Origin of the sequence: Enterococcus sp. DIV1090, assembly GCF_050537975.1 — a bacterium.
GTDB lineage: Bacteria > Bacillota > Bacilli > Lactobacillales > Enterococcaceae > Enterococcus > Enterococcus faecalis.
Map to the genome: position 1 here is coordinate 1356059 of NZ_CP172917.1, position 13722 is coordinate 1369780.

Annotated in this window: 15 protein-coding genes; 14 read left to right on the forward strand and 1 reads right to left on the reverse strand. The window is 39.0% G+C overall.

Annotated features, from left to right (window positions below):
• The first annotated feature begins 166 nt into the window (after positions 1-166).
• From IGL48_RS06520 to IGL48_RS06535, 4 genes are all read left to right on the forward strand, one after another.
• Positions 167-442, forward strand: coding sequence for an HU family DNA-binding protein (locus IGL48_RS06520; protein WP_002357604.1), 276 nt, complete (start codon positions 167-169; stop codon positions 440-442).
• A gap of 306 nt (positions 443-748) precedes the next feature.
• Positions 749-1789, forward strand: coding sequence for a hypothetical protein (locus tag IGL48_RS06525; protein WP_002398287.1), 1041 nt, complete (start codon positions 749-751; stop codon positions 1787-1789).
• 9 nt (positions 1790-1798) lie between these two features.
• Positions 1799-3055, forward strand: coding sequence for a tetratricopeptide repeat protein (locus IGL48_RS06530; RefSeq protein WP_010821615.1), 1257 nt, complete (start codon positions 1799-1801; stop codon positions 3053-3055).
• Positions 3056-3064: 9 nt separating this feature from the next.
• The gene (locus IGL48_RS06535) at positions 3065-3604 is read left to right on the forward strand and encodes a ReoY family proteolytic degradation factor (protein WP_002360333.1); all 540 of its coding nucleotides are present in this window, start codon (positions 3065-3067) and stop codon (positions 3602-3604) included.
• Between the two features lie 37 nt (positions 3605-3641).
• Here the strand turns inward: IGL48_RS06535 and IGL48_RS06540 are convergent, their stop codons facing one another.
• Positions 3642-4526, reverse strand: a complete 885-nt coding sequence (locus IGL48_RS06540; RefSeq protein WP_002357595.1) for a YitT family protein — start codon at positions 4524-4526, stop codon at positions 3642-3644.
• A 123-nt stretch (positions 4527-4649) separates the two neighbouring features.
• Here IGL48_RS06540 and IGL48_RS06545 point away from each other — a divergent pair, with 123 nt between their 5' ends.
• From IGL48_RS06545 to IGL48_RS06590, 10 genes are all read left to right on the forward strand, one after another.
• Positions 4650-5000 carry a nucleotide pyrophosphohydrolase gene (locus tag IGL48_RS06545; RefSeq protein ID WP_002363944.1) on the forward strand — a complete coding sequence of 117 codons (351 nt, stop codon included), beginning with the start codon at positions 4650-4652 and terminating at the stop codon, positions 4998-5000.
• Positions 4993-5772, forward strand: coding sequence for a 4-hydroxy-tetrahydrodipicolinate reductase (gene dapB, locus IGL48_RS06550; protein ID WP_002357591.1), 780 nt, complete (start codon positions 4993-4995; stop codon positions 5770-5772). The genes IGL48_RS06545 and dapB overlap by 8 nt, the downstream gene beginning before the upstream one ends.
• A complete protein-coding gene (locus tag IGL48_RS06555; protein WP_025190729.1) occupies positions 5769-6989 on the forward strand; it encodes a CCA tRNA nucleotidyltransferase in 1221 nt (406 codons plus the stop codon). The genes dapB and IGL48_RS06555 overlap by 4 nt, the downstream gene beginning before the upstream one ends.
• Complete coding sequence (locus IGL48_RS06560) at positions 6989-7363, forward strand: thioesterase family protein (RefSeq protein ID WP_002398291.1); 375 nt, start codon at positions 6989-6991, stop codon at positions 7361-7363. Before IGL48_RS06555 ends, IGL48_RS06560 begins: the two co-directional genes overlap by 1 nt.
• Before the next feature lie 89 nt (positions 7364-7452).
• A complete protein-coding gene (locus tag IGL48_RS06565) occupies positions 7453-7908 on the forward strand; it encodes a hypothetical protein (protein WP_002357586.1) in 456 nt (151 codons plus the stop codon).
• Between the two features lie 487 nt (positions 7909-8395).
• Positions 8396-9262 carry a shikimate dehydrogenase gene (gene aroE, locus IGL48_RS06570; protein ID WP_002363947.1) on the forward strand — a complete coding sequence of 289 codons (867 nt, stop codon included), beginning with the start codon at positions 8396-8398 and terminating at the stop codon, positions 9260-9262.
• Between the two features lie 36 nt (positions 9263-9298).
• A complete protein-coding gene (gene aroF / locus IGL48_RS06575) occupies positions 9299-10324 on the forward strand; it encodes a 3-deoxy-7-phosphoheptulonate synthase (protein ID WP_002363948.1) in 1026 nt (341 codons plus the stop codon).
• A gap of 22 nt (positions 10325-10346) precedes the next feature.
• Entirely contained in the window at positions 10347-11423 is a 1077-nt protein-coding gene (gene aroB, locus IGL48_RS06580) for a 3-dehydroquinate synthase (protein WP_002369401.1), read from the forward strand.
• 1 nt (position 11424) lies between these two features.
• On the forward strand, positions 11425-12591 hold the full coding sequence (gene aroC / locus IGL48_RS06585) for a chorismate synthase (RefSeq protein ID WP_002357582.1): 1167 nt from the start codon (positions 11425-11427) through the stop codon (positions 12589-12591).
• A gap of 33 nt (positions 12592-12624) precedes the next feature.
• Positions 12625-13719 carry a prephenate dehydrogenase gene (locus IGL48_RS06590; protein ID WP_010824650.1) on the forward strand — a complete coding sequence of 365 codons (1095 nt, stop codon included), beginning with the start codon at positions 12625-12627 and terminating at the stop codon, positions 13717-13719.
• Positions 13720-13722 lie beyond the last annotated feature (3 nt).

Consider the following 13722-nt stretch of genomic DNA (forward strand, 5'->3'; position numbering starts at 1 on the left):
TTAAAATACACTAAAAACCTTGCTATTACAACTTTCTTATGCTATCTTGTTAACAGAATATTGAACCAGATCAATATTTGCTGTCTGTTTTTGGACCACTCAAAAATAGACGGAACTTTAGGTGTGTAAAAACATCGTATCTCTTATAGAGGAGGTGAAATGATCCATGGCAAATAAAGCAGAATTAATCGAAAACGTTGCATCTTCAACTGGTTTAACTAAAAAAGATGCTACTGCAGCAGTAGACGCTGTCTTTTCAACAATTCAAGAAACTCTTGCTAAAGGTGAAAAAGTTCAATTAATCGGTTTTGGTAACTTTGAAGTTCGCGAACGCGCAGCTCGTAAAGGACGTAACCCACAAACTGGACAAGAAATTCAAATCGCTGCAAGCAAAGTACCTGCATTCAAACCAGGTAAAGCATTGAAAGATGCAGTGAAATAAGACAGACAATTAGAACCCTTGGTTTCCAAGGGTTCTTTTTTGAATCATACATAAAAAATGTTATTTTAAGAGGTGGTCGAAACAGCACGCTAAAAGGCTAAATTGTAACGAACCTTGGGTGAGAAAAACGTGCTTCGCTCCGAGAATCAAGCGGGAACGGTTCGACACTCGCTCCTTGCTTTTTTGATAAAAAGAGAAAGATTTATGAATGAAGGACAAAAATAAGTTGTTGCCAGTAGCTGTTTTTTAGTGGTTATGCTAGACTTGGGGTGAAGGAAGAGGAAACAGTCTTAAGGTGGTGAATCAATGAAATACAACTATTCTAGAGGGGAAAACAAGGTCGCTATTATTTATGGAGAAACATTTGCTTCCGTCCTAAAAAAACGACCAGTAACGACGGAGTCAATCGTTGTTTTGGCGAATCAGCGTTACTATGATCTTTTTTCGGAGAAGATTAATTATGCCTTTGGGGAACAGTTGGGATTAAACTGGTATATTTGTCGCAATGATGTTCATTGCAATGACTTATCAGAATTAGAAAGTGTGTTACGTTTCTTAGCTGATTGGCCAGAAAATCAGGATGTTTTATTGATTGGTTTGGGTAATGAAGGGGTACTACAATTAACCGCATTTTTGCACCAAGTAAGTGAGTGTTCCTCCAAATGTTGGCTGATGCCTGTGTCTGTTCAAGCGTTACGCCAAGGACTTTTACCAAGTGTCACAATTCAGCAAGCACAGCATGCAACTATGCATATAGAAAATCATTCAGAAGAAATTTTGTTTGATAGTACCTTGACCAATAAAAAAGGTGCCGCTCCTTTAATTGATTTGCTCGTTTTTATTCGAGCGAGTCTTGTCTGTGATTATGCTTATTTACAAATGCTATACCAAACGTATCCAGATAAAAAACGGTTGAATCAAACGTCATTTAATGGTATTTTAGACGAGTTGTTATCCTTTTATGAACAAGCAGGGGAAAAAGTGGATCAATTTGGCCGAGTTTTTGAAGCGGCCTTTGCTACAACCGAAAATGGCCATTTGTTATCAGGTCCCATGAAACGATTATTGGGATTATTGTTACAAGTTTTATGGAGCCAGCAAGTCAATCACTTTGACTTTCAATTTAAAAATTTTATCGTTTGGTTTATTCGCTTAGGTTTTCCGGTGGCGTTTCCAAAAGAAATTTTAAGTGCTGATTACGCAGAACAAGTCTTGGCTCACACAGAAACACTAGGTCCTCCTATGGTGTTGGAAAAAATCGGTCAACTAGGAGCAACTTTAAAGCCAACGCCCGATCAACTGTTAACAACGATTGAAAGATACCAAGAAATTTTAAAAGAGATTTGAGGGGAAATTATGTCATATAGTGAAAAAATGGTTCAAGCATTACAAGCTGAAAATTTAGCAGAAGCACAGTTGATGTTTGAAGAAGCATTAAAGAAAGATGATGAAAATACCTTAGCTGATTTAGGGGAAACGTTATTATCTTTAGGTTTTCTAGAAGAAGCCAAACAAATTTTCCAACAATTGTTGGAAAAATTTCCCGATGCAGATGGCTTAAACATTCCATTAGCAGAAATCGCCATTGAAAATAATGAAATAGATGACGCATTCATCTATTTAGAAAAAATTCCAGAAACTAGTGACAGTTATGTCCAAAGCCTCTTAGTTACTGCGGATTTGTACCAAGTTTTAGGGATTCCAGAAGTCAGTGAAGCGAAATTAAAAGAAGCAGCCAATCTTATGCCAGAAGAGCCGTTAATTCAATTTGCTTTGGGAGAACTATACTTTACAAATGGTCAATTTGTCGAGGCTATTACTCGTTATCAAAGCATTGTAGAAAGCGGGACAGCACAAATCTCTGCTATTTCCTTGAATGAACGCTTAGGAAGTAGTTACAGCATGTTAGGTGATTTTGAAGAAGCAGTTCCTTATTTGGAAGCCGCGGTCAAAGAAGAACAAACAGACGATCGTTTATTCCAGTTAGCTTTCACTTATTTACAGTTACATGAGAATCAAAAAGCCATTGCGTTGTTCCAGCAATTAAAAACACTAAATCCACATTATCAATCACTTTATCTATATTTAGCGGAAGCGCTCCAAGAAGAAGAGCAATTAGAGGAAGCAAAAGCGGTGATCGAAGAAGGAATTGCGGAAAATCCCTTCCAAGTAGAGTTATACCAATTTGCCTCTGAAAATGCCTATCGCTTACACGATATTGCTGGTGCTGAAAACTGGTTGTTAAAAGCTTTGGAATTAGGTGAGAAAACAGATGAAAGTCGTTTGACCTTAAGTAATCTCTACATCACGGAAGAGCGTTTTGAGGAAGTAATTACTATTTTAAATGATTTAGAGGAAACGGATCATCCTTATGCTGAATGGAACTTAGCAAAAGCGTACAACGAATTAGAAGACTTTGCCGTCGCTAAAGTTCATTACGAACAAGCAGCGCAAGAATTGTCTCACGAACCAGAATTTCTAAAAGAATACGCATTGTTCTTACGAGAAGAAGGCGAACTTGAAAAAGCAAAACACTTGTTGCACCATTATTTGGAACATGAACCTGGTGATGTCGACATGCAATCTGTGCTAGCAGATATGGAAGAAAGATAGGAAACGACGATGTTTGTTAGTTTATCAGAAAAGAAAAAATTTTTAACTTGGTTAGTGAATACCGTGCCTTTTGGAAGAAGAGAAGTACTGTGGATTTTAAATTACTTATTAACGCACGATGCGATTTTAAATAATGTTCATTTTGTTGAGAACGTAGAAAAAACCGATCGGGGGATTCGTGTGGTAGCGGATGGTTTAGGTAAGGAGCCGTTATTGCTTTTTATCCAAGCACAAGAATTTACAGATCCGGAACAAATTTTTCACGAGATTCGGATGAATTGGCGGAAAGCTCTTTATTTAGAATGTGTATTTCCAGAGGCTTGGCAAACGAGCCAGTATTTATCTGTTTTAGAAGATAATCCGTTTGCGCCATGGAATGAACAAGTGGATCAGGAAGTTGCCAGAGCGATTGATCAATACTTTAAGCAAGAAGAACAAACGCAACGAATGGCATTACTTAAAGCTCAAATTGATGATGCTTTAGAAACAGGCAACAAAGAAGCGTTTTTAGAATTATCCGATGAATTAAATCGTTTGAAACAACAATAAATAAAACCCAGCATTTTCAATAAATGCTGGGTTTTATTTATTGTTTTAATTTAAAGCGCCGTTGTTTGCTGGGTTTTGCATAAGTAAAGCCTTCGCCAATTGCTTCATGTACGTTAATGATGGACACAAAGGCTTTTTCATCTATTTCATTAGCAATCCGTTTGACTTCCATTATTTCTCGAGGACTGACTACCGTGTAGAGAACCCGTTTTTCCACTTGTGAATAAGCACCTTCACCATTTAAATATGTTACTCCGCGTTCTAAAGAAGCCATTAAACTTTGACCGATTTCTTCGGAATGATTGGAAACAATTAAAATTCCTTTCGCAGCATAGGCTCCATCGAGTACAGAATCAACAACACGACTGAAAACAAAGGACACAATTAAAGTATACATCATTCGTTTGACATCAATATAGGTTAACGAGAGGAGTAAGACTGCAACATCAAAAAGTAACAACGAACGGCCCATGCTAATCCCAAAGTATTTTTCGAAAATGCGGGCAATGACGTCGGTCCCACCAGTGGTTCCGCCTACGCGGTAAACAAGGCCACTCCCGAATCCTGCGGCCAAACCAGCTAAGAGAGCAGCAATCAATAAATCATGATCTAAATTAATTTCAACAGGAAATTTTTGCCAAAACCACAAAAATACCGATAACGACACGGTACCAATTAGCGTATAATAGAGGGAACGTTTGCCTAAAATTTTACCACCAATTAATAAGAGCGGAATATTGATTAATAATGTCGTATATGCTGGGTTAAAATGAAATAAGGCTCTTAAAATCAAAGTAATCCCCGTGACACCACCTTCGGCCAGGTCATTGGCAATATTGAAAGTAACCAAACCAAAGGCATAGATACAGCTTCCTAATACAATAAATAACACATCTTTAAAATAAAATCTTTGTTCTTCCATTTAATCACGTCCTTTTACAGTATAAACTGTATCATTCTCTATATAAAACAACAAGTAGAACCTTTCCAGATAGCCAAGTTTTTGATAAGATGTAGGAGGTAGAGTAAGAAAGGTTGGGGTAAAATGTCAGAATCAGAACAACGTAGTTTGCAATCGATGCAAACAGAAGTTGATGATTATATTCAACAGTTTAAAACAGGCTATTTTTCACCATTAGGACAAATGGCTCGTTTGACGGAAGAGGTCGGAGAATTAGCCCGTGAAGTCAATCATTATTATGGTGAAAAACAGAAAAAAGCAGACGAAAAACCAAAGACAGTATCAGAGGAACTTGGAGATGTCTTTTTTGTATTGATTAGCATGGCAAATTCTTTAGAGATTGATTTAACCGAAGTTTTTGAAGAAAATATGGCCAAATTTAACAAGCGGGATCGCTATCGCTTTGAAAGAAAGGATGGGAAAACACATGATTAAAATAATTGTCGCTGGGTTTAAAGGACGGATGGGCAGTACTGCTACACAAATGGTCTTAGAAACCGCAGACTTTGAATTAGTAGGTGTGTATGATCCTCATGAAGCACAAGAAACTGTTTCTTTCAATGATGAAACAGCAATTCCCGTTTTTCAGCGCTTAGAAGAAGTCCTAGCTGTCAAACCAGATGTTTGGATTGATTTTACGGTTCCTGAAGCCGCCTATCCAAATACGCGTTTTGCGTTGGAACACGGTATGGCGCCTGTTGTTGGGACTACAGGCTTTACGGAAGAACAAATCAACGAATTGACAAACCTATCTCGAGAAAAAGCCATCGGCGGCTTAATTGCGCCAAACTTTGCAATTGGGGCAGTTTTAATGATGCAATTTGCCCAAAAAGCGGCGCAGTATTTTCCAGATGTGGAAATCATTGAATTACATCATGATAACAAATTGGATGCACCGAGTGGAACGGCTATAAAAACTGCAGAAATGATTCAAGAAGTTCGGCCAGCAAAAAAACAAGGGAATCCGCAAGAGGTAGAATCAATACCAGGGGCACGCGGGGCTGATTTCGAGGGTCTGCGAATCCATAGTGTCCGCTTACCTGGTTTAGTGGCACACCAACAAGTCCAATTTGGCAGTGTAGGTGAAGGGCTCACTATTCGGCATGATTCTTATGATCGGCGTTCATTCATGACAGGAGTAGCGTTAGCTTGTCGGCAAGTGGTACAGAGAACAGAACTACTTTACGGATTGGAACAGATGCTATGAAATTGACAACTATTCCAAACGAATTTAAAGAAGCCGATCCCGTTATTCGTGAAATCAATGCACAGGGCTTTGAAGCGTATTTTGTCGGGGGCAGTGTCCGTGATGCTTTATTAAATAAACCAATCCATGATGTCGATATTGCGACAAGTGCCTATCCAGAAGAAATCAAGCAAATTTTTAAACGAACCGTTGATGTGGGTATCGAACATGGTACAGTCCTTGTATTGATGGAAGACCAACAGTATGAAGTAACAACCTTTCGTACCGAGTCAACTTATCAAGACTTTCGCCGACCAGATGAAGTCACCTTTGTTCGCTCCTTGAAAGAAGATTTAAAACGGCGAGATTTTACGATTAATGCCTTGGCGCTTGACAGCACAGGCGAAATCATTGATTTATTTGATGGTATCGAAGATTTAACTAATCAAACCATTCGTGCAGTCGGTAATCCCCATGAGCGGTTTCATGAAGATGCTCTGCGGATGATGCGGGGCTTACGCTTTGCTAGCCAATTAGATTTTAAAATTGAAGAAAAAACCTTAGCCGCTATCGCTGAATTTCATCCTTTATTGGAAAAAATTTCAGTAGAACGCATTACAATTGAATTTGTAAAAATGCTTTTAGGGGTTAATCGACAAGGTGGCTTAGCTCCGTTTATTGAAACAGAATGCTATCAATACTGTCCAAAATTACGAGAACAAGGGGCTGGACTTTTTCGTTTAATGGACTTGCCTGCTCGTCAAATTGAAACAGAAGCAGAAGCGTGGACGTTACTTATCCAATCATTGAATTTACCAGAAGCAGAAATTCGCTCCTTCTTAAAGGCTTGGAAACTTTCAAATCAATTAATCCAAAACGTTTCACAATTAGTACGCGGTTTGCGTTTTCGCTTGAGTAACGACTGGCAGCCAATGATGCTTTATGAATTAGGCGAAGAATCAGCAGTACTTGTTGAAAGGCTTTTATATTATTACCAACAAGAGAGTCAAGTACAAGTAACAAAAGAGTTAGTTAAGGCATTACCCATCCACCAAAGACATGAATTGGCCATAACAGGAAAAGACCTTTTAGCCGTCTTAGAAGAAACACCAGGCAAATGGTTAGGGGAACTGATTGCTGAAATCGAGCAACACGTTGTTGAAGGTAGCTTAGAGAATAAACAAGAAGTTCTGCTTTCGTTTGCCAAAAAACAACGTTCAAAAGGAGAGAAAGCATAATGCCAACAGAAATGTTTACAAAAGAATTTTTGGTGAAAGAATCACAAACGGCTAAAATGCTCGGTTCTGGTGACTTAGAAGTTTTAGGAACCCCTGCTTTAGCTGCCATGGTTGAACAAACAGCCAAAGAAGCTGTGAAGGAGCAATTATCAGTTGGGGAAACAACTGTCGGAACGGTGTTAGAATTGCGCCACTTATATCCATCCGCGGTAGGGGCGACAATCGTTGTTACGATGACCAGCATTGAACAGACTGCACACAAAATACGCTATGAATTTGTTGCTTATGAAGGAGAACGACAAATTGCCAAAGGTTCTCACCAACGTGCAGTAGTTGAGATTGATTCTTTTTTAAAAAGAATAACAAAAGATTAAGAATCTACAGCGAAAGTTTGTGACCGTTTATCAAAAGTATGGTAAACTAATAATGTAAGAAATTATTTTTAAGTAAGGAGATTTGTGCTATGGCTAGAGAAATGACAGGACTTAAATTTTATTTCAGAAATGGTGAAACTTGGACGATTGATCGTCGTTTTATTGGTGATTTATGGATCAAACATATTACAACAAGTTTTGGCCGTATCCATGGTAGTGAATTTGTTGAAATTCATCCATGTGAAGGGTTCAAAATTGAAATTTTCCAAGAAGGAGATCATGTTCAAACCCACGATATTAACTTAGGTGGCTTAGAATTAGGGATGTTCTCTCGTGCTTTAAAATATGAAGATATCGAACGTATGGAAATTCTTTACAAAAATGGCACACCAGATTTAGTTTATTTCCCTTACAAAGATAAAACAGATGAGGGCTTGGATAACATCTATCAATCTACAAAAGTCAGCGAAAAAACTAAAAACTTATACATTGTTATCGACCCAACACAAACAGTTGACGATGTATACGCTGAAGAATTAAAATAATTTTTGCCCCACAGGAATCAGTGAAATGACTGGTTCCTGTGGCTTTTTTAGTCTTTTGGCGAATAAAATAACATTGGTTTTAATGAAATAGTCAAAAAAATAAGGGAATAAGTGTTGACACATGTTTTTTCTAGCGGTATACTGTTAACAATTCTTAATTAAATCAGTTTTGGAGTGATTCTTATGACAACAACGAAGAAAAACCATACACAACTGAATAACTTTTACTTTAGCTATTTTAGATAGGTTTGTATTCATAACATTATGGGTACAGACAACAAACGTTTGTATCTATAATGGCTAGGGAAATTTAAGATGACTTTCAGCCATGTAGATTTAAGAAAATCTATAGTGGCTTTTATATTGCTTTTTTGTAGGGTATTCACTGTAGATTTTTCTTAAAATTTACTGTGAATATCCTTTTTGTTTGGCCAAAAATTAGGATTTCAGAAACTTACTAAAAAAATTTCGTAAAGGAGCACACAGGATGAAAGAAATAACTGGAGCCACTCGTTTAGCTGGGCTATTCGCGAAACCCAGCCGACACAGTATTTCACCGTTGATTCATAATACAGCATTTCAAAATTTAGGAGTTGATGCTCGGTATCTGGCGTTTGACGTTGGACAAGAGACATTGCCACAAGCAATTGAAGCGATTCGAACGTTTCACATGTTAGGGGCCAACTTATCAATGCCCAATAAAGTGGCGGCTGTAAGTTATATGGATGAACTAAGTCCTACCGCTCAACTGGTTGGCGCAATTAATACGATTGTCAACAAAGATGGAAAACTTTACGGAGACAGCACGGATGGTACTGGTTTTATGTGGAGTTTGAAAGAGAAAAAGGTTGACGTTTTTCAGAATAAAATGACCATCTTAGGAACAGGTGGTGCAGCCTTATCAATCATTGCCCAAGCTGCTTTAGATGGCGTGAAAGAAATCGCCGTTTACAACAGGAAAAGCGCGGGCTTTAACGACAGTCAAAAAAAACTGGCAAATTTCACTGAACGAACCAACTGTGTAATTCATTTAAACGATTTAGCGGATACTGAAAAACTAGCAAAAGATGTTGCTGAAAGCGTCTTGTTAGTTAATGCAACGAGTGTGGGTATGCATCCACATGCGCATAGTAGTCCTATAGAAAATTATGCAATGATTCAACCGAAGTTATTTGTGTATGATGCTATTTATAATCCCAGAGAAACACAGTTATTAAAAGAAGCCCGTTTACGTGGTGCAGAAACAAGCAACGGCTTGGACATGCTACTTTATCAAGGAGCTGCTGCTTTTGAACAATGGACAGGACAAAAAATGCCTGTATCAGTCGTAAAACGTAAAATTGAAAATAGATAAAAAGAGCGCCGTTTAAAGGCATGAGGAGAGAATATAATGATCGTAATTATGAAAGAAAATGCAACCGAAAAGCAAATGAAACAAGTCATTGATTTAGTAACAGGTGCAGGCTTAACTACTCAAACAAGTCAAGATAATGGAAAAACAGTGATAGGCTTGATTGGTGATACAGAAAAATTAGTTGAAGCAGAGTTAACAGCATTAGAAGGCGTGGAAAAAAGTGTTCGCATTTCGTTGTCTTACAAACTAACGAGTCGTTTATTTCATCCAGAGAATACAGTGGTTGATGTGAACGGTGTTAAAATCGGTGACGGCAGTATGACCATGATGGCGGGCCCTTGTTCAATCGAAAGCTTAGATCAGATTCGTGAATGTGCGCGAATTGCTAAAGCTGGAGGTGCAACAATTTTACGAGGTGGTGCATTCAAACCTAGAACGTCGCCATACGCTTTCCAAGGACTAGAAGAAGAAGGACTGAAATACATTCGCCAAGCGGCTGATGAATTAGATATGCAAGTCATTACAGAAGTGATGGATGAAGCGAATTTAGAACTTGTCGCAAAATACAGTGACATTTTACAAATCGGTGCGCGCAACATGCAAAATTTCAAGTTATTACAAGCGGTTGGTAAAACTGGAAAACCTATCGGCTTAAAACGCGGGATTGCTGGTACGATTGATGAATGGCTAAACGCAGCTGAATACATTGCTGCGCAAGGAAATTTCAATGTGATCTTCATTGAACGTGGGATTCGTACGTACGAAACCGCTACGCGCAATACACTTGATTTAAGTGCGGTGCCTTTAATTAAAAAATTAAGTCATTTTCCAATTATTGTTGATCCGAGTCATGGTGTTGGTATCTGGGATTTAGTACCGCCAATGGCCCGAGCAGGTGTTGCTTCAGGTGCGGACGGCTTGATTGTAGAAATTCACCCAGATCCAGCGAATGCGTGGTCAGATGGGCCACAATCCTTGAATGAAAAAACTTACCTACGTATGATGAAAGAAGTTCATATCATCGAAAAAGCAATGAAAGAAATTAATGCTTTAGAAGATTAGTAAAGACAGAGGAGTAGAGGACATGAAATTAACCGTAACGTTACCTACACATTCATATGATTTAACCATCGAAACAGGTGCCTTAGATAAAATTGGCACCTGGGTACGTAGCCTGTGGCAGCCACAACGGGTAGCGATTATTACCGATGAAACGGTGAATAAATTATATGGCGCAGCTGTTGAGAAAGAATTGCAAGCTGCTGGTTTTGAAACATCATTGATTGCTGTAGCGGCAGGTGAACAAAGTAAGAGCCTCGAAACAGCTCAGCTTCTTTATGATTTTTTAGCGGAACAGCAATTGACTCGAAGTGATGGTCTAATTGCTTTAGGTGGAGGCGTTGTGGGAGATCTAGCTGGATTTGTCGCTTCAACCTATATGCGCGGTATTCACTTTTTGCAAGTACCAACAACCTTACTGGCACAAGTAGATAGTAGCATTGGAGGTAAAACAGCGGTTAACACTAAAAAAGCCAAAAATCTTGTCGGTACTTTTGCCCAACCAGATGGGGTTTTAATTGATCCTAATACACTTAAAACATTAGAACCTAGACGTGTGCGTGAAGGAATTGCAGAAATTGTAAAATCAGCAGCTATCGCTGATGTTGAATTGTGGCACCGTTTATCCTCTTTGGAAAATGAACAAGATTTAGTGGCACATGCAGAAGAAATTATCACGGCCTGTTGCAAGATTAAACGTGATGTCGTCGAAGAAGATGAATTAGATTTGGGCTTACGTTTGATTCTGAATTTTGGGCATACGATTGGCCACGCATTAGAAAATACAGCTGGTTACGGGGTGATTGCTCACGGTGAAGGCGTTTCTTTAGGAATGATTCAAATAACTCAAGTCGCAGAACAACGAGGGCTTTCCCCACTTGGGACTACCCAAGAGTTGGTCACCATGCTAGAAAAGTTCGATTTACCAGTAACGACAGATCGTTGGCCAGAAGAACGTCTCTATCAAGCAATTACACATGATAAAAAAACACGTGGGGGACAGATTAAAATCATTGTCTTAGAAAAAATTGGTCAAGCGAAAATTGTCTCTTTACCAACGGAAGAAATTCGAGCATTTTTAAACAGAGAAGGAGGAATTTAAGATGCGCTTTATTACAGCAGGTGAATCACATGGACCTGAATTAACTGCTATTATTGAAGGCTTACCAGCCGGCTTGCCTTTAAGTAGCGAAGAGATTAACCGAGAATTAGCAAGACGTCAAGGCGGTTACGGTCGTGGGGGACGGATGAAAATTGAAAAAGACCAAGTACGTATTACTTCGGGCATTCGGCATGGTAAAACACTTGGCTCACCAGTAACGTTGATTGTCGAAAACAAAGACTGGAAAAATTGGACCTCCGTGATGTCAGTAGAGCCAGTTCCTGAAAAACAAAAGAAAATCCGCCGCGTCAGCAAACCACGTCCAGGACATGCTGATTTAGTCGGTGGCATGAAATATCAACATGATGATTTACGGAATGTTTTAGAACGGTCTTCGGCACGAGAAACAACGATGCGTGTGGCGATTGGTGCGGTTGCTAAAAAACTCTTAGCTGAACTGGATATCCAAGTCGCTGGGCATGTCGCGGTATTAGGCGGGATTGAAGCTACGATTCCTGAAAATTTAACGATTCGTGAAATTCAAGAACGATCTGAACAATCTGCCGTTCGCGTATTAGATCCTTCCGTAGAAGAAAAAATGAAAGAACTAATTGACCAAACCAAGAAAAATGGCGATACAATTGGTGGGGTAGTAGAAGTACTTGTGGGCGGCGTTCCAGCTGGTTTAGGTAGCTATGTTCAATGGGATCGTAAACTAGATGCCAAAATTGCGCAAGCTGTTGTAAGCATCAATGCTTTTAAAGGTGCTGAGTTTGGCATTGGATTTGAAATGGCGCAACGCCCTGGTAGTCAAGTGATGGACGAGATTGTTTGGGACGAAAGTACTGGTTATACCAGAACTTCCAACAATTTAGGTGGTTTTGAAGGAGGAATGACCAACGGAATGCCAATCATCGTTCGTGGTGTCATGAAACCTATTCCAACCCTTTATAAACCATTACAAAGCGTGAATATTGATACAAAAGAGCCTTATAAGGCCAGCGTTGAGCGCTCTGATAGCACGGCGGTACCGGCCGCTAGCGTTGTTTGTGAAGCCGTTGTTGCAACGGAAGTAGCGAAGGCTATGCTCGAAAAATTTGATAGTGACTCATTTGAACAAATGAAAGAAGCAGTGAAACGTTATCGTCTATATACTCAAAACTTTTAATGGAAGAAAGTCGCAAGTATATGGAGGGAAAAAATGAAGAAACGTATTTTAATCGTAGGATTAGGGCTAATCGGGAGTTCACTGGCTTTGTGTATCAAAAAAGGGCATCCAAACAGTGAGATTATCGGTTTCGATAATCAAGCGGAGTCAACTGAATTTGCTAAGAAAACGGGTCTAATTGACGAGGTAGCTGAATCTTTAACAAGTGGGGCAAGACGAGCAGAGATTATTTTTCTTTGTTCCCCAGTTAAAGCAACTTTAGTACAACTAGAAGAATTAAACCAATTATCACTAGAAACTGCTCTGATCACAGATGTGGGTAGTACCAAGGTGGAAATTAATCAGTTAGCAACAAAGCTTAACATGAAAAATTTTATTGGTGGTCATCCAATGGCTGGTTCACATAAATCCGGCGTAACAGCCGCTGATGAACGTTTGTTTGAAAATGCCTACTATATTTTTACCGATGACCATGGCGAAAAAAGCAAACAGATTCAGGAGTTACAAACGTTACTAAAAGGAACGCATGCGAAGTTTATTACGATGCCTGCACAGGAACATGATGAAATTACTGGTGCTCTAAGTCACTTGCCACATATTGTTGCCGCAGCTTTAGTGAACGAAAGTCAGCAACTGAATACCACTTACCCTAGAGCACAGCAGCTAGCGGCTGGAGGATTTAGAGATATTACTCGAATTGCTTCCTCTGATGCAACGATGTGGACGGATATTTTATTAAGCAATCGCTTAGTATTATTGGACTTACTAGAAAATTGGCAAAAAGAGATGACTACTGTTTGCCAATGGTTAACAGAAAAAAATGCCCCAGCTATTCGTAATTTTTTTGATAAGGCCAAAGAAACACGTGCTCAGTTGCCCATTCATAAAGAAGGCACAATCCCAGCTTTCTATGATCTGTTTGTTGATGTACCAGATCAAGCAGGAATCATTGCTGAAATTACGCAAATTTTAGGCGAAGCGGACCTTTCTCTTACAAATATTAAAATTTTAGAAACGAGAGAAGAAATCTATGGGATTCTTCAATTGTCTTTTAAAAATCAACCAGACTGCCAAGCTGCAAAACAAATTTTATTTAAAAAAACGAACTATACGTGTTACGAAAAATAAGAG